This is a genomic window from Sorangium sp. So ce131 (assembly GCF_051519095.1).
Classification (GTDB): Bacteria; Myxococcota_A; Polyangia; order Polyangiales; family Polyangiaceae; genus Sorangium.
Window position 1 is genome coordinate 11400059 of sequence record NZ_CP150455.1, and the last position, 15910, is coordinate 11415968.

The window sequence follows — 15910 nt, forward strand, 5'->3', positions numbered from 1 at the left end:
GGGAAGGAGGCAGTTTGCCCCGCTGTCCGGTCTGCCATCGCCGCGTCACCGGCACGACGCCCTGCCCGCGCGACGCGTGGCTCCCGCCGCCGAGCCGCACGCTCGACGTGGCCGAGGAGCCGGCCCCGCCCTCCCTGCCCGGGCTGACGCCGGTGCGGCTCGTCGGCGCGGGCGGCTTCGCGACGGTGTGGGAGGCGGCCCGGGCGGCGGGCGAAGGCGCCGTCGCGCTCAAGGTGGCGCGGTGGACGAGCCCCCTCACGACGGAGCGGTTCCGGCGCGACGCGGAGGCGCTCGCGCAGGTGGGCCCGCCCCACGTGCCCCGGCTCCACGAGAGCGGGACGCTCGGCGACGGCCGGCCCTACATCGCGATGGAGCTCGTCCGCGGCAGGACGCTCGCCGAGCTGCTCGCGGAGCTCGAGGCGCCGCCGAGCGCGGCCGACGTCGTGGCGACGGGCGCGGCCATCCTCGAGGCGCTCGCCGCGGCGCACGCGAAGAGCGTGATCCACCGCGATCTGAAGCCCGAGAACCTGCTGATCACCGAGGGGGAGCGGCGCGTCGTGCTCCTCGACTTCGGGCTGACGAAGCACGCGCGGACGCCGGAGGAGGAGGGCCTCACGCCCCGGGGCACGGTCGTCGGCACCCCCGAGTACATGGCCCCCGAGCAGCTCCGCGGCGACCCGGTGCAGGACGAGCGCACGGACATCTACGCGTTCGGCGTGATCCTCTACGAGCTGCTGACGCTGCGGCTGCCGTTCTGCGGCGACCGGAGCGCGGTCGAGCACGGCCACCTCGCGCTCCGGCCGCCGCGCCCCCGCGAGTTCGCGGCCGTGCCCGAGGAGCTGGAGCGGCTCGCGCTCGCCTGCCTCGCCAAGGAGCCCGAGCGCCGCCCGCCGGACGTCGCCGCGCTCCGGGGCGCCCTCGCGCGGGCGTGCCCGAGCGACGCGCCGCCCGCGCCGCACGCGTCGCCCCCGCGCGGCGCGCTGCTCACCGAGGGCCGCCAGCCCGCGATCGTGCTCGTGGCCGAGGCCAAGGGCGCGTCCGCCGGCGTGATGAGCGCGGTGGCCGCGCGCAAGGGCTTCGTGGCGCGGCAGCGCGGGAGCCGGCTCGTGTGCGTGTTCTCGGGCGTCGACGCGGACGACCCCGTGAGCGCCGCGATCGCCGTCGCCCGCGAGGTCGAGGAGCGGTACGCAGGGCGCGCGGCGCTGCACCTCGCGGGGCTGATCGTGCGCCGCAAGGAGCAGGGCCCGCCCGCGGTCTACGGCTCGCCGGTCGAGCAGCCGGACGCCTGGATGCCCCCGGACGGCTGGGGCGGCGTGGTGCTCACCGTGGACCTCGTGCGCGCCCTGCCCGAGGGCGAGCTGCGCAGCGCGACGCGCGATCCGGCGCTCTCGCGCTCGGCCGGCCGGGCGTTCTACCGCCTCGCCGCCGCGCCCCCCGCGCTCAGCGACCCGCTGCGCGCGGCGCGCGGCGCGCCGCTCGTCGGCCGGGGCGAGGTGCTCGGCGCGCTCGCGGCGAGCATGGACGCGAGCATGTCCGGCGCGTGCCCCGGCCTGTTCACGCTCATCGCCGAGGGCGGCCTCGGCAAGTCGCGCCTCGCGGACGAGGCGGCCGCGCTCGTGCGGCGCATGCAGGGGCGGGCCCAGCTCATCGCGGTGCGCGCGGCGCAGCCGCTCGCGGGCGAGCGCGCGTCGATCGAGCTCCTCGCCCGCGCGCTCGACGCGACCCCGGGCGCCCCGCCCGAGGATCCGCGGGCGTTCTGCGCGGCGAGGCTCGGCGAGGAGCTCGCCGAGGAGACGTGGCGGGCGGTGGCCGCGGCGCTCGGGTGGACGCCGGCGGAGGAGCTCCTCGCGTCGCCGTGGTCGCTGCGGCAGAGCACGATGCGGGCGATCGCCGGGGGGCTCCGGCGCCGCGCGCGCGAGGCGCCGGTGGCGGTCATCCTCGACGACGCGCACTGGGCCGACGACGCGGCGCTCGACGCGCTCGAGTACGCGACGCTGGACGCGCCGGGCTGCGCGCTCTGGGTGCTCGTGGCGGCGCACCCGAGGTTCGAGGACATGCGCCGGGGCTGGGGCGCGCGCGCGGAGCGGCACGACCGCGCCGTGCTCGGGCGGCTCTCGGAGCAGGACGCGATGCGGCTCGCCGCCGAGCTGCTCCGGCCGGCGGAGTACCCGCCCGAGGCCGCGCTGCGGCAGCTCGCGGGCTGGGCCGGGCACAACCCGGCCTCCCTGACGGAGCTCGTCCGCGCGCTGAAGCGCACGGGCGCCGTCCAGCAGCGCCCGACGGGGACGTTCTACGTCGCGACCGCCGCGCTCGACCAGCTCCCGCCGCTGCCCGTGTGGCAGTGGCTCGCCGCGCGCCGGCTCGACGCGCTCTCGCCCGAGCTCGCGGCGTGCGTGCGGCTCTGCTCCGTGCTCGGCCCCGACTTCACGCGGGAGGAGGTCGAGGAGATCCAGGACGCGATCGAGCAGGCCGGCGGCGCGAGCACGCCGATCGACGCGGGGGTGGGCCTCGGCGCGCTCTCGTCGCTGGGCCTGCTCGTGCGGTCCGAGCGCGGGATCTACGCGTTCGAGAACGCGACGTTCCGGGACGCGGTCTACGACGGGCTCGCGCCCGCGCAGCGCCAGACGATCCACGCGCACGCGTTCGCGTGGTGGCGGCGGCGCGTGGATCCCGCCGCCCCGGACCGGCGCGGCCTCGAGCACCTGGCGCGGCACGCGGCGGCGTGCGGCGAGCGCGCGCAGGCGGCCGCGGCGCACCTCTCGCTCGGCGACCGGGCGACGGCGAGCCACGACAACGTCGAGGCGGACCAGCGGTACACGGCGGCCCTCGCGCTGCTCGACGAGGCGGCCGCGCGGCCGCGCGCGCTCGCGCTCGCGGGCCGCGCCAAGGCGCGTTACAGCCTGCACCGGATCCCCGAGGCGCTCGCCGACCTCGAGCTCGCGCGCGGGCTCTCGCGCGAGCTCGGCGACGACCGGCTCGCCGCCGAGCTCCTGCTCGAGGAGGCGACGGCGCTCGATCACGCGACGGACTTCGCCAGGTCGGCGCGGCGCGCGGACGAGGCGCGCGTGTTGATCGAGCGCCTCGGCGACGCGCGGCTCGAGAACCGCCTGCTCATGGCGCTCGGCCGCTCGCGCTGGCGGCAGCAGCAGGTGGCCGAGGCGATCGGGCTGCTCGAGCGGGCCTCGGCCGGGGCGGCGGCGGACGGCGACCGGGAGACGCGGGTGATCGCCCTGCTGCTCCTGTCGAGCGCGCTCGTGATCTCGGGCCGGCTCGGCGACGCGGAGGCGCGCTTCTGCGAGGTGATCGCGCTGTCCAAGGAGATGAGGGACCGGCTGCACCTCTGCTCGGCGTACGCGAACCGCGCCTACCTGTGGGCCGCGCTGAGCGCGCCCGAGCGCGGGCTCGAGGATCTGAGCCGCGCCGTCGAGCTCGCGCGCGAGATCGGCAACCCGGGCCCCGAGCACGTCGCCACGCACAACCTCGCGGAGCTGCTCCACTGGTGCGGGCGCGCGGACGAGGCGCTCGCGCTGGCGCGCCGCTCGCTCGTGCTCGCGGAGCGCTTCGGCGGGCGCGACGCCCCCGACGACGCGCTGCTCGACGCGCTGCTCATCGCCCGCATCCAGGCGGCGCGCGGCGATCTCGGCGAGGCGGCGCGCCTCGTCGCCTGGATCGACGAGCGGTGCAGGCCGGACCCGTCGAGCCCCACGATCTACGCGCTGTTCCGGATGCTGAAGCTCGTGCTCGCCGCGGGGGGGATCCGCGGCGCGCCCGCCGAGGGCGCCGAGGAGAACGGCTGGGAGGCGCTCACGGAGCTCGCGGAGCGCACCGTGCCCGTGGAGGAGCTGCTCGAGGTGCTCTACTTCCGCGCGCGCGTGGCCGCCTCCGCCGGCCGCCACGCCGAGGCGAGCGCGGCGCTCGGCAGGGCGCGGCCCGCGCTCGCCGGGTGCCGGATGTGGCAACCGCGCTTCGGGGCGCTCGCGGCGCTCCTGCCGTCGCCGGGCGAGCCGGCCGGCGGTGCGCCCCCTTGCGCGCCCCCGGAGCCGGAGTGATGCGATCTGCGCCGGCGTGGGGGGCAGGGCGCCTGTTGCAAATCGCCTCAGCGTGGCGGGAGCGTGCCGCAATCGCCGCGCGTTACCATCGCGTCTCCGAGCGAGAATTTTCGGGCGATTTTCACAATGGATCACGGGCCGGCTCGCCCGCTTCGCGACCTGAGACATTTCGCCTCATCGCGCCGCGACCCGGGTGATTTGGTCGGCCTGAACATCTCCGCGGGAGGTGCGCCTCGGCGCCCGCGCGCTGCGCCTCGGCGCCCGCGCGCTGCGCGTCAGTGCGCTGGTGTCCGTCTCGGTCAGGGGTGGCCCGACGGTTGCAGTAATTCCCGGAAACCCCCAAGCACTCGAACAGAGAGGCGACCCATGGACTTCAGCGCGCTCCGGGCTGCTCTTGCGATCCCCTGCCTTGCCTTGATCGGCTGCGCTTACAGCGCCGATCCGACCTCCGAGGAGACCGGCACGCCGGAGGAGGAGACGGTCGGCACGTCGGAAGAGGCGGTGCTCTCGACCAACCGCATGTCGATGAATCGCCTGTCGATGAACCGTATGTCGATGAACGGCCTCTCGATGAACCGGCTCTCGACCGACGGCCTCCGCATGGCGGCCACGGAGCTGCTCGAGAGCGAGGACGGCCGCGAGCTGCTCCGGTACACCGTCCGCTGCGCGCTCGCCGAGGGCGTGTCGCTCGTGGCCACGGTGGGCGAGACCACCTACAGGTTCAACGGGCTGATCGGCCTCGCGCCCGAGTGGATGCGCGGGCCGCTCGCCGAGAAGTCGCAGCGCTGGGTGTCGGCGTGCCTGCTCGCGCACGTGAACGGGTACGGGGTCGAGGTGGCCATCTCGCTGCGCGGCCGTCACCCCGCGCTGGCGACGGACTCCGTGGAGCGGAGCGCTTACCAGGAAGAGGAGGTCTCCTTCTTCGGCAACGTGTTTCAGCCGATCGACCGGCGCGACGAGCTCGGCGACATCGGCGCGCGGATGTACTCGTGCGGCGGCGCCCTGCTCCAGCTGTCATGCGCCGGCAGCGAGGGGGCCTTCGCCCCGGAGCGGACCTGCGCGTCGAAGGCGGACTGCGGCATCAAGTTCCTGGGCCCGTGTCGCGACCTCATGTCGTCGGGCGCCAGCGTGTGCAAGAACGTCTCCCTCGAGGGCTATTCGCAATGCGAGGCGCCGGCGAGCCTCACGGCGCGCAAGGCCAAGGAGACCCCCTACAACGAGGTCGTCACGGTCTTCCTCGGCCGGCCTGATTTCTCGGCCTTCTATCCGCTCTGCACGCCGCTGCTCCCCTGAGGCGCCGGCTGCCGGCCCCGCGGCGCATGCCCCTGCTGCGTCAACGAGCGCAGCAAGGGGCATGCGCGTTGCAGACATGTCGCCCGGTCTCACCGCATGAAGGCGAGGAGGGCGAATGAAGGCTCTGGTATTTCACGGCCCGAAGCATGTCAGCGTGGACACCGTCGCCAGCCCGGTCCTGGAGCGGCCGACCGACGCGATCGTACGGGTGACGAGCACCGCGATCTGCGGCTCGGATCTGCATATCTACAACGGTCTCTTCCCGCAGTCGAAGCCGCTCGTGCTCGGCCATGAGTTCATGGGCGTCGTCGAGGAGGTGGGGAGCGAGGTGAGGAAGCTCCGCCCGGGGGACCGGGTGATCGTGCCCTTCGCCGTCGCGTGCGGGGGATGTTACTTCTGCGAGCGGGACCTGCCCGTCCACTGCGAGCGTTCGAACCCCGGATACTACGGCCCGGAGGGCAACGTCATCAGCTCGAAGGGCGGTGGGCTCTTCGGGTATACCGATCTTTACGGCGGCTACGCGGGGGGCCAGGCAGAGTACGTTCGCGTCCCCTACGCGGATGTAGGGCCGCGTAAGGTCGACGCCGACCTGACCGACGAGCAGGTCCTGTTCCTGACGGACATCCTCCCCACCGGCTACACGGCCGTCGACTGGGCTGGCCTGCGGGGCGGGGAGACGGTGGCCGTCATCGGCTGCGGCCCGGTGGGCGTCATGGCGATGAAATGCGCGTGGCTCCGCGGCGCCGCGCGCGTCATCGGGGTCGACCGGGAGGAGTACCGGCTGGAGAAGGCGCGCCAGATCGCCTCGGCCGAGACCGTCAACGTGGATTCAGGCGTCGCGCACGAGTTCATCCGCGCGGCGACGAACGGCCGCGGCGCGGACGTGTGCATCGACGCCGTGGGGATGGAGGCGCACCGGACGCCGCTCGAGAAGATCTCCAACATGGTTCACGGCCAGATCGGCTCGTTCGTCGCGTTCAAGCTGGCGGTGAGCGCGGTGCGGCGGGGCGGGGTGGTCAGCGTCGTCGGCGTGTACGGGATGCCCTTCGACAACTTCCCGCTCGGGCAGCTCTTCGATAAGGGGGTCGCCGTGCGTTTCGGCCAGGCCCCGGTCCACAAACACGTGGACAAGCTGCTGGGCTGGATCAAGGAAGGCAAGCTCCGCGCAGACGATGTCATCACGCATCGGCTGCCGCTCACCGAGGCGCCTCGGGGGTACGAGATCTTCAATGCGAAGAAGGACGGGTGCGTGAAGGTCGTGCTCAAGCCGTGAGGGGTTGATTCCTGCTGCTGCTGCTGCTGTGGCGGCGGACGTTCCACGGGAGCTATCGGGATGGCCCAGCGGCCGCCGGGCTCGCGAGCACACAGGAGATGTCCTCCACCGCCGCGGCTCGTGTCAGGGGGCGCGCCTCAGGGGTCGACCCACGGGTCGAGTTGACCACGCTCGGCGCTCTGGCTCCGCAGCGCGAGGACAACGACGCAAAGAGCGCGATAGAATGTTTTCTATTGCGCGCAACGACGATTCGCAGGCGCGTGAGCAGGTCGCGGGAGGCGCATACCCGAAGGGCGCCATGATCGAATCTCTCGCAGGCCGCCTTGCCCGCCTCCGCAACCTCGGCCAGGGGCCGCGCTCCAAGCTCTGTCAAAGCCCAGGTCCACGGCCCGAGGCAACTCGGCCTGCTCCCTGAGCACGTCCCTGAGGCAACGTCGGTCTGGTCCTGCCCCCGAGGTCCTCGTTTCCAGTTGACATCTGGGACGACACATGGATCAACCGCCTTGCGCGTGTTCATGGTGGTCGACCTCGTGCGATGCTCCCGCCCGTCATGCTGCCGGAGAACTCCCATGCGCCGAACCCTCCTCACCCAAGGCCTCGTGCTGTCCCTGTCGCCGCTCGGGTGCTCTACGCATACGGGAATTCCTGAGGCCCGCGGCAAGGCGATCGTGATCATGGACGGGGAGGAGCTGGTGCTCGAGACGGGCGATGGCGGCAAGCAGCTTGTCTCCAAATTCGACGATGCCTGGTACGTCGACTGCTCGGTGATCAACGGCGAAATCAACCTGGAGCTGGCCGACCGCTCCAGGGACAGAAAAGGCTTCTACTACCTCGATCTCCACCTGCTCACCAGCGAGGGCGATGGCGAGGGCGACGAAGCTGCGAACGTGGACCTGCGACTGTACGTCGGCGACACGCTTTTCCAAGCCTCTTGTCCGGCCACGCTCCGGACGTCGCAGCAGGCGCCGCACGAGTGTGAGTTTTCTTTCGCCGAGTGCGATCTGAGCCAGCTGGGGAGTGACCAGGACGTTGTTTCAGCGCGCGTCGAGCGCGCGGCGTTCTACGCGAGAGGGTGCCTCTTGCCGGGAGACGACTGAACGCGAGCGGGAGCTCTCGCCCACGGCGCGACCCGGGAACCTCGGCCGGGCCGGCTGCGGCGCGCGGCGCGCGGCGCGGGAGGTGGCGCCCACCGCGGGACCCCTCCGGGCAGGCGTGCCCTGGTCCACCAGCGCGGCGGAGAGTCGCCCAGCGCGGCGGAGAGTCGCCGCGAGGCGGCGCTGACCGCTACATCCACCACCAGAGGGTCCCCGGTGGCCGCCGCATCCGCTAGCGGGTACACATCGATCGATGGTGGATGTGCCTGCCCTGCGGAGCTTCAGCGCCGCGTTCGCCCTCTGGTCTCGGCGCGTCCGGCGGCGGCTCGCCCTGGAGAGGGTCCTCACCGGGGCCGCCGTCGGAATGGCGCTCGGCGCGGCAGGCGCAGCGGCGGCATGGCAGTCGGGGAACGGCGCGCTGCGCCCCTGGATGGCCGGCTTTGGCCTCGTCGGCGCAGCGGCGGGCGCTGCGGCGGCGCGGCGGCGAAGGTGGTCGGACCCGGACGTCGCCCTGTTCCTCGACGGCAAGCTCGGCTCCGAGGAGTCGATCGCCACCGCCGTGGAGCTCGCCTCGGCCGAGGCCGCCCAAGACGGGGCGCCCCCGGGGGGTACGAAGGCGGCGCGCGACGTGGTGCTCGCGCACGCCACCGCAGCCCTCCGCGCGGCGACCGCGAAGCAGGTGCGCGCGCCGATGTGGCGCCCATGGCACGCCGGAGCGCCCGTCGCGGCCGCGGCGATCGGGTACCTCAGCTGGCTCCCGCTGCCGCCTGCGCCCGCCGCAGCGGCGCCGCCTCCCGGCGCCGAGCTGGTGCGCCTCGCCGAGGCGAGCGGGCTGGAACGGGTGATCCAGCTGGCCGACGTCGGCGCGCGGGACGCGGCGCAGCGCGAGCGGCTGAAGCAGCTCGCCGAGGACGCGAAGAAGCTCCGGGAGAAGCTGCGGAGCGGCGTCGAGCGGCGCGAGGCGCAGGCCGAGATCGGCAGGCTGCACGACGCGATCACGGCCGAGCGGCTGTCGCTCGGCGAGGGCGAGCAGCGCCACGGCATGGAGTCGGCGCTCGGCAAGCTCGGCGAGAACCCGGATCTGAAGCGGGCGGCCAAGGCGCTCGGCGATCGCGACCTCGTGGCGTTCGACGAAGAGATGGAGCGGCTCGCGAACAAGCTCGAAAAGGACGCGCGCAGCCGGGCCAGACAGACGCTCGAGGAGGCCGCCGAGGCCGCGAAGCGGGCCGGCGCGCCCGGCGTGGCGAAGGCGCTCGAGGAGCAACGGAGGCTGCTCGAGCAGCGCGGGGGCGACGCCGACAGGCTGAAAGAGCTCGCCGAGGCGCTCGGCGAGGCGCTCGGCGAGGAAGGGCGGGACGCGCTCGGCGACCTCGGCCGGACCGGGAGCGGCGACGACGCGCGGCGGCTCGCCGACGCCCTCGAGAAAGCGCTCGAGAAGCTGAGCCCCGAGGAGCGCAAGCGGCTCACGGATCAGCTGAAGCAACGGATGGCGCAGGCCCAGGGCGGCGCCCCCGGGGCGGCCTCGGCGGAGCAGCTCCGGGATCTCGCGCGGCAGCTCGAGACCCCCGAAGGCCGGCGGCAGCTCGAGGAGCAGCTGCGCCGGATGGCGCAGGAGGGAGGCCCGAGCAGCGAGGAATCGGAGCGCCAGCGCGCGCTCGACGACGCGCAGCGCGGGGCGGGCGAGGCCGAGGGGCAGCTCGGGGGGACGGCGCCCCCGGTGCCCATCGCGGGCACGCCGGGCGGCGCCGGGCCGAGCAGCGGCGCGGACGGCCAGAGCGGGTCCCAAGGCGCGGCGGCGGGCGGCGCCGGCAAGGAGGGGGCCGGCCAGGGAGGGCGCACGCAAGGAGGCGGGCCCGGGAGCCACGAAGGGCAGACCGGCGCCGTCGCCGGCGGCGAGCTCCGCTCGCGCGCCGGCGCGCGGCTCAACCAGGGCAAACCGATGCCGGGAATCGTGATGGGTCGGACCGCGGGGCGCGCCGGAGAGACCGCCAATTTACAAGGCGAAGGCGCGCTCGGCGTCGTGGGTCCCCAGGAGATCGGCGGCGTCGAGCGCAGCGATATCCCGGAAGAGTACCGCGAGCAGGTGGGGCGCTACTTCCAGCCCCGGTGAGCCCCGCCCGCCCGCCGCACGTCACTCGTCGAAGCTGACCAGGACGCCGCGCTGGCCCGTCGCGCCAGCCGCAGCGCCGGCGCCCGGACCGCCCTCGCCGGGCGCGCTCGTCTGGGCCGTGTAGCCCTGCCCCTCGGCGGGCGGCGTCAGCGCCCCACGGTACGCAATCGCGATCGAATGCCCACCAGCGCCGCCGCCGCCATCGCCGCCGTCACCGCCCTTGCCGCCGTCGCCGCCGTTGCAACCCGGCTTCAGATCCGTATTCGCAGGCGCCTCCTCGGGGACGCTGCCGCCTTTGCCGCCTAGGCCGCCCGTGCCTCCGCTCTGCCCGTACTGCCCAGCGCTTCCGTTGCCGCCCTTGCCGGCAATCAGCGTCACCTGATCGAAATGGAGCTCCGAGGCGAGGCTGATGACCGCAATGCTGGAGCCCCCCGCCTTGCCGCCGCTCCCCCCCAGCCCGCCGCATCCGCCGGTGCCCCCTGCCCCGCCGCCAGCGCCGCCGGCAGCCGGCAGGCCCGCGCACCGGCTCACTCCGGTCCCCCCCCTGGAGCCGCCGCCGCCGCCTCCTCCTTCGCCAGGGCTCCCGGGCGCCCCGCTCTTGCCGTTCGCGCCCGTGTATCCGGTCCTCGAGATCTGGCCACGGCTCTTCGCCCCCTCACCGGGCAAGCCCTCTTGCCCCGGAGCTCCCGAGCCGCCGGGGCCGCAGGCGCCCGCGCTCGGCTGGGGAGCCCCGCCCGTGTTGCTGGCGCCCGCGGGCGTGCCAGCGCTGCCCGCGCCGGCGCTGTTGACACCCCCTTGCCCGCCGGCCCCCCCCTCCGTCACCAGGTCCGTGCCGCAGCGGAGAGGCTCCGTCTCTCCTCCGGCGCCGGGGGCCTTCAGGCAGGCATCATCCCCGCTGCCGCCCGAGATGCCCACCATGGCATCCGCTGTGAAGTTGTCGATCGTCGCGCCCTGCTTCGCGTCGCTGGCCTCCAGGTTGCACCGGATGAACTCGACCTTGGCGCTGTCGGCCACCACGGCGATCGACGACCCGCCCGACTGCGTCGCAGGCTGCGCGCGGACATCCAGGTCCTCGATGTGGGTCAATGCCGCGCCGCTGCCGCCCACGATCGTGAGCGGGATCTGGTCAGCCTCGGCGCTCAGCGTCGTTCGCTTGCCCTCGTCCGCGATGCGCCACCCCTGATCGCAATCGAGGCTGCCATAGATGTGGACGCCGTTCGACGCGAGCTGGACCTTCTCCGTGAGATCGCCGACGCAGACATAGATGTTGCGCGCGCCCGGGCTGCGCGAGGCCGCTGCGCTGACGGCGGCGCCCAGCGTGGTGAAGGGCTTGTCCTTCGTGCCGTCCCCCTCCGCCGCCGCGCTGCTGACGAAGACGCCGCACGACGCGTCCGGCCCCTCCTGGGGGCCAGGGACGCAGCTCGGCTCAGGAGGCTGGCCGCCCCCGCCGCCCCCGCCGGCCGACGAAGAGGCGTCCTCCTCGGTATAATCCAGCGGAAAGCAGCCGATCGCCTGCAATCCAACCGCGAGCGACAGGATCGTGACACAACCGGACGCCCAATGAGATCGACGCATCGCGAAACCTCCACCGCCAAGAGAAGGAGTTGTAAGGAGTTCTAGAGCCCCCGCCCGCGTCCTCGCTAGAAGCTCGCGCCGACCAGCATGCCTGCGACCTCGGAGGTCACGAGGGGCACGGCGCGGAAGCCGGTGAGCCCGGCGTGCGGGCTCGGCGCGCGGCTCGAGGTGGAGAACACGTACACGGCGGTCCCGGCGAGCACCACGCCGCTGCCGACGAAGCTCCAGAAGGAGAGGTTGGCGAACGTGGTCTGGGTCCTGCGCAGCTCGGCGCGCTCCTGGCTGTGGCGCGGCTCTCCGTCGGCGTACTCGCCCTGGGACGTGGAGAGGAACGCGAAGGTCACGCCCGACGCGATCCCGAGGAGCCCGACCGCGCCGCCGGCGACCACCAAGGGGATGCTCGGCCCCGTGTCGAGGCTGAGCGCGATGTTCTGGTCCGATCCCCTCGCCACCAGCAGCGATGTCGACGTCCTCGCGCCGGCGCGGCGCGCCTCGATGTCGCGCTTGCCAGGGTCGACGAACACCTCGCCCTGGAGGGGCGACAGCCCGATGAGCTTGCCGTCGACGAACACCTCGGCGTTGTCGACGTTGACGCTGATCCGGAGCGTGCCGACCTGCGACTTGGCCTGAGCGAGCCGGTCCTTCAAGAACTGCCGCTTCTCGGCCCTCTCGCCGAGCGGGAACGCCTCGAGCGCGTACGCGAGGTGCTCGGCCGCCTCGCGAGCTTGCTTCAGCTCCAGCTCGACGTTCCCCAGGTTGCCGGCGACGTCGAAGCTCTTCTGGAGGTCCCACGCCGCCTGGTACCGCGCCTCCGCCTCGACGAACTTCGCCTCGTCATAGAACTTGTTCCCCTCCCGGTAGAGCTGCGCCGCGCGCTCGCCGACGCTCGAGCTCGCAGACGCGCCCTCGACCGGAGGGTTGCCGTTCAGACGAGCGCCGTCGGCCGCGCTCGCGACGCTCGGCCTCGCAAGGAGCGCCGCGCCCAGGATCGATAGACAGGGGTATCTCACGAATGGCTTTCGCATGGTGGTGCCGGGAAAATTGCGCTCCGGAAGGGCGGCTCCTCAGTGGCCGAACGGACGCGGAGGCGCGGTCGTCCCCGGCGGCGGAGAGGGTGCCGGGGGTGGTGATGGCGACGGCGGGGCCCCGGCGCTCGCCGCGGACGCGGCCGGCTTGTTCTCGATCGACTCGTACACGTCGTCCGGCTTCGCCGAGGGTCTCGGGCGCACGACCGGACGGGGGCGCACCGCAGGCGCGCGAGCGGCCTGCACCGACGCTTCGGGATGTGCGCGGGACGCGCTCGCGTCCGCCGCCGGCGCCGCCGTCGAGGCTTCCGGCGCAGCGGCGACGGGCGGCTCGGCGGAAGGCGGCGGCTCCTCGCGCGGGACCGGCGCCGGGATCGGCGGCGGCGGCTCGATCGTGGGCGTCGTGGCGCCGCGGCCCGGCGCGGGAACGCTGCCGCTCTCCACCGTCGACGTGCTGCCGTCGTCGATCGGGGGGTTCGCGGCGCGCCACAGCGCCCAGAAGCCCGCGGCGGTCGCGCTGCCCAGGAACACGAGCAGCGCGAACAGCCCGAGCGGCGCGCGACGGCGGCGCGCGGCGAGCGCCGCCGCGGACGCGGCCGCGGTCACCACGGTGGCCTCGGTCCGCGTCGAGCTCGGCTGGCCGGCGCGAGGCGCGACGGCGGTGGCCACCGGGACCGCGGCCGCCTGCGGCCGCTGCTTCCGGGCCGACTGACCACGCGCGCCGGACAGATCCTCGTCGGGCGGCGGCCAGACGCCGCTGCCGACGCCGACGCGCGCCGTTCGTGCGCCGCCCGAGCGCGGGGCGCCCGGATCGTCGGGGATCCCCGGCGGGCGCGCCGGCAGGCCTTGCACGGGGATCCGCCGCATCGTCGGGCGGTTCCGCTCGTCGACGCCCTTCAGCAGCGACGGCGCCACCTGGATCTTCTGCAGATCCATGGCCTGATGCTCCCGGTTCGGGGGCAGGGTGACGGGCGGGACGTACACCTGCTTGTCGCTGGGCCCCGCCTCGCGGTCCTGCCGGCGGCGCGGCCTGGGCTCGCCCCACTGCATCACCCGCTCGGCGGGCGCCGCCGCGGGCGCGGGCGCGCCCTCTTCCGGCCTGCGGCGCGGCTCGTGCGGCAGCGCCCGCGGCTGCGCCAGCGAGGGGTGCTCCTGCGGCCCGAAGCCCGGCGCGTCGTACCCGCGCGGCGGTTGCTGCTGCGGCTGCTGCGGCTGCGGCTGCGGCGCGGCGTCGCCCGCAGCGCCCTGACCCGCCGGCTGGCCTGGCGGGCTCTTGTTCGGGTTCCTGTTGGTCATGCCTGCCCCTCTCGCGACGCGCAAAGGCCGCGCTGCTGCCCGGCGTGGGCAACGGCGCTTCGAGCACCCGGTTCAAGGCTCAGCGTTCTCATGGGCGCGCTCCCGACGCCATCTGCCTCGATCGCTCTTCTGCGGATAACGCGCATAACGCGGATGGCGCGGATGGCGCGGATGGCGCGGCGGCAGCGCTCCGGCCAGCCCGCGCGTGGCGGCGCGGGCCAGCGTAGTACGCGCGCTGGCCGGAGCGCGATACCCTCGGAGATGGCTCGGGGGCAGGGGCACGGCATGGCCCCGAAGATACCCCACCCGGCCGCGGCCATCATGCGCCCAAGCATCACGTCACCCCGCAGCGGTACACGAGCGGCGCCGGTGGATGCACCGCCGGAGCGCCCCTCCCGTCGTGGGCGTGACGGCGCGCCCGCGGGCCCGCGGGCCTCGGCGTCGCGGGCTGCGACGCGCCGCCGCGCGCAGCGACGCCGCGGGAGATCGCTCCCGAGCACCATCTTGCTACCTCGCTGGAACGCCCGGGTGTGCTCGGGGGCGAGGTCGCGCCGCTCCTGGCCCTGAGCCCGCGCCCAGGTCGAGCCGCCTGCCGCCCTGCCTCCCGGCGTCCGCACCCCGGTTGAGCTCTCCGCCAGCGCTGCGCGTCCATCCACAGCCGCATGGTAGCGATTTCGTCGCGCCGCGGGCGATTCCTGGCGAGCGCTGACCACGTCGCGGCCGCCCGTCAGCCCGCGACGCTGGCCAGCAGCGCCAGGGCGAAGCCGAAGAGCACCACGCCGACGACCAGCATCACCATGTCCGCGCGGCTCGGCTCCGCGACCGCTCTCGGCCGCCGCGCGCGGCGCGTCTCCCCGGCCCCGCGGCCTTCCGGGCGGCGCGGCGGCGGCGCGGCGGCCGGCGCGGCCGGCGCGGCCTCGCCCGGCGCCCCGAGGCCGAACGCCGCGACCGTCGCGCTCAGGGTGGGGGCGACGTGGGCGCGGACCGGGGGGATCACCAGCGGCGCCGTGCTCTGCCAGCACGGCCCGTACGGCAGGGCGACCGCCGGGCTCGACCCGTGGGCCAGCCGCGCGGCGATGCGGGAGAGCTCGGCCGCGAACGCCGCGGCGCCCGGGAACCGCAGCTCCGGCCGCTTCTCCAGCGCCCGCAGGACCGCGCGGTCGAGCTCCGGGGGCGTCGGCCACGGCGCGTGGCGCGACGGGGGCGCGGGGACCTCGCTGGCATGGGCGCGCAGGAGCTCCACGAGCGGCTTCACATGCTCGAACGGACCGCGGCCCGCGAGCAACGTGTAGAGGACGACGCCGGCGGCGTACACGTCGGTGCGGGCGTCCACCGCCAGCCCGGAGACCTGCTCGGGCGAGAGGTAACGCGGCGTGCCCACGACCACCCCCTCCTCCGTCTGGTAAAGCGACGGCGACGGCGCGCGCCCGTCGCCCTGCGAGGCCAGCACCTTGGCGATGCCGAAATCGAGCACCTTCACCACGCGCCGCCCCTGCGCGTCCGGATCGCACACGAAGAGGTTCTCGAGCTTCACGTCGCGGTGGACGATCCCCGCGCCGTGCGCCGCGTCGAGGCCGGCGAGCGCCTGCTCCACGAGCGCGATCGCCTCGAGCGCCGGCAACGCGCCGCGCGCCGCGAGCTCCTCGCGCATCGTCCGGCCGTAGAGCCGCTCCATCACGAGGTACGTACGCCCCTCGGCCGTCTGCCCGAAATCGGTGACGGTCACCAGGTTGGGGTGCGCGAGCCGCGCCAGCGACTGCGCCTCCACGCGCATCCGCTCCACCAGCCGCGGCTCGCGGCTGAGATCCCGGTGCAAGAGCTTCACCACCACGGGCTTGTCGAGGCCCACGTGGGCGGCCTCGATCACCTCGCCCATCCCGCCTCGCCCGAGCCGGCGCGTCGGCCGGTACGGCGTGCCGTACAGCAGGGTGTCGCTCAGCTCGGGCGCCGCGCAGCGGCAGTCTTCGTGCGAGGGCAAGGCGATCCTCAGCAGGTCGGCGTCGCGCCTCCATCGCCGCGTTGCGCGGAGATCCGTGTGTCCCCTCGCCCCCGGACCGCGAGCGCGCGCTCGCCCTTCTCCCACGCCCCCTGAGAGCGCTCAAGATTTCGGCAGATCTGCGCGCGAGCGCATCGTCGCGCATTCCCGTGGTGAGCTCCAATTTTCCGCGCGACGTCGAGCGCACGGTCGATTTTTG

The 15910-nt window shown here is 74.4% G+C and carries 9 protein-coding genes; 5 read left to right on the forward strand and 4 right to left on the reverse strand.

All coding sequences use genetic code 11. The features are described from left to right. Nucleotides 1-14: 14 nt before the first annotated feature. The 5 genes from WMF43_RS41390 (at nucleotide 15) to WMF43_RS41410 (ending at nucleotide 9819) form a co-directional block, all read left to right on the forward strand. Nucleotides 15-4049: a protein kinase domain-containing protein gene (locus WMF43_RS41390; RefSeq protein WP_437673403.1), complete on the forward strand. Its 4035-nt coding sequence runs from the start codon at nucleotides 15-17 to the stop codon at nucleotides 4047-4049. A gap of 366 nt (nucleotides 4050-4415) precedes the next feature. After that, nucleotides 4416-5342, forward strand: coding sequence for a hypothetical protein (locus tag WMF43_RS41395; RefSeq protein ID WP_437673404.1), 927 nt, complete (start codon nucleotides 4416-4418; stop codon nucleotides 5340-5342). Between the two features lie 115 nt (nucleotides 5343-5457). Then, nucleotides 5458-6615, forward strand: coding sequence for a zinc-dependent alcohol dehydrogenase (locus WMF43_RS41400; protein ID WP_437673405.1), 1158 nt, complete (start codon nucleotides 5458-5460; stop codon nucleotides 6613-6615). A gap of 569 nt (nucleotides 6616-7184) precedes the next feature. Further along, a complete protein-coding gene (locus WMF43_RS41405) occupies nucleotides 7185-7712 on the forward strand; it encodes a hypothetical protein (protein WP_437673406.1) in 528 nt (175 codons plus the stop codon). A 250-nt stretch (nucleotides 7713-7962) separates the two neighbouring features. Further along, nucleotides 7963-9819: a hypothetical protein gene (locus WMF43_RS41410; RefSeq protein WP_437673407.1), complete on the forward strand. Its 1857-nt coding sequence runs from the start codon at nucleotides 7963-7965 to the stop codon at nucleotides 9817-9819. A gap of 21 nt (nucleotides 9820-9840) precedes the next feature. Here the strand turns inward: WMF43_RS41410 and WMF43_RS41415 are convergent, their stop codons facing one another. The 4 genes from WMF43_RS41415 to WMF43_RS41430 all read right to left on the reverse strand — a co-directional run bounded on the left by WMF43_RS41415 (nucleotide 9841) and on the right by WMF43_RS41430 (nucleotide 15693). Further along, nucleotides 9841-11394 (reverse strand): PGRS family protein, encoded by a 1554-nt coding sequence (locus WMF43_RS41415; RefSeq protein WP_437673408.1) that lies wholly within the window; start codon nucleotides 11392-11394, stop codon nucleotides 9841-9843. A gap of 65 nt (nucleotides 11395-11459) precedes the next feature. Then, nucleotides 11460-12404 carry a hypothetical protein gene (locus WMF43_RS41420; RefSeq protein WP_437673409.1) on the reverse strand — a complete coding sequence of 315 codons (945 nt, stop codon included), beginning with the start codon at nucleotides 12402-12404 and terminating at the stop codon, nucleotides 11460-11462. A 54-nt stretch (nucleotides 12405-12458) separates the two neighbouring features. Next, nucleotides 12459-13715 carry a hypothetical protein gene (locus WMF43_RS41425; protein ID WP_437673410.1) on the reverse strand — a complete coding sequence of 419 codons (1257 nt, stop codon included), beginning with the start codon at nucleotides 13713-13715 and terminating at the stop codon, nucleotides 12459-12461. A 727-nt stretch (nucleotides 13716-14442) separates the two neighbouring features. Continuing rightward, nucleotides 14443-15693 carry a serine/threonine-protein kinase gene (locus tag WMF43_RS41430; RefSeq protein ID WP_437673411.1) on the reverse strand — a complete coding sequence of 417 codons (1251 nt, stop codon included), beginning with the start codon at nucleotides 15691-15693 and terminating at the stop codon, nucleotides 14443-14445. Between the last annotated feature and the right edge of the window lie 217 nt (nucleotides 15694-15910).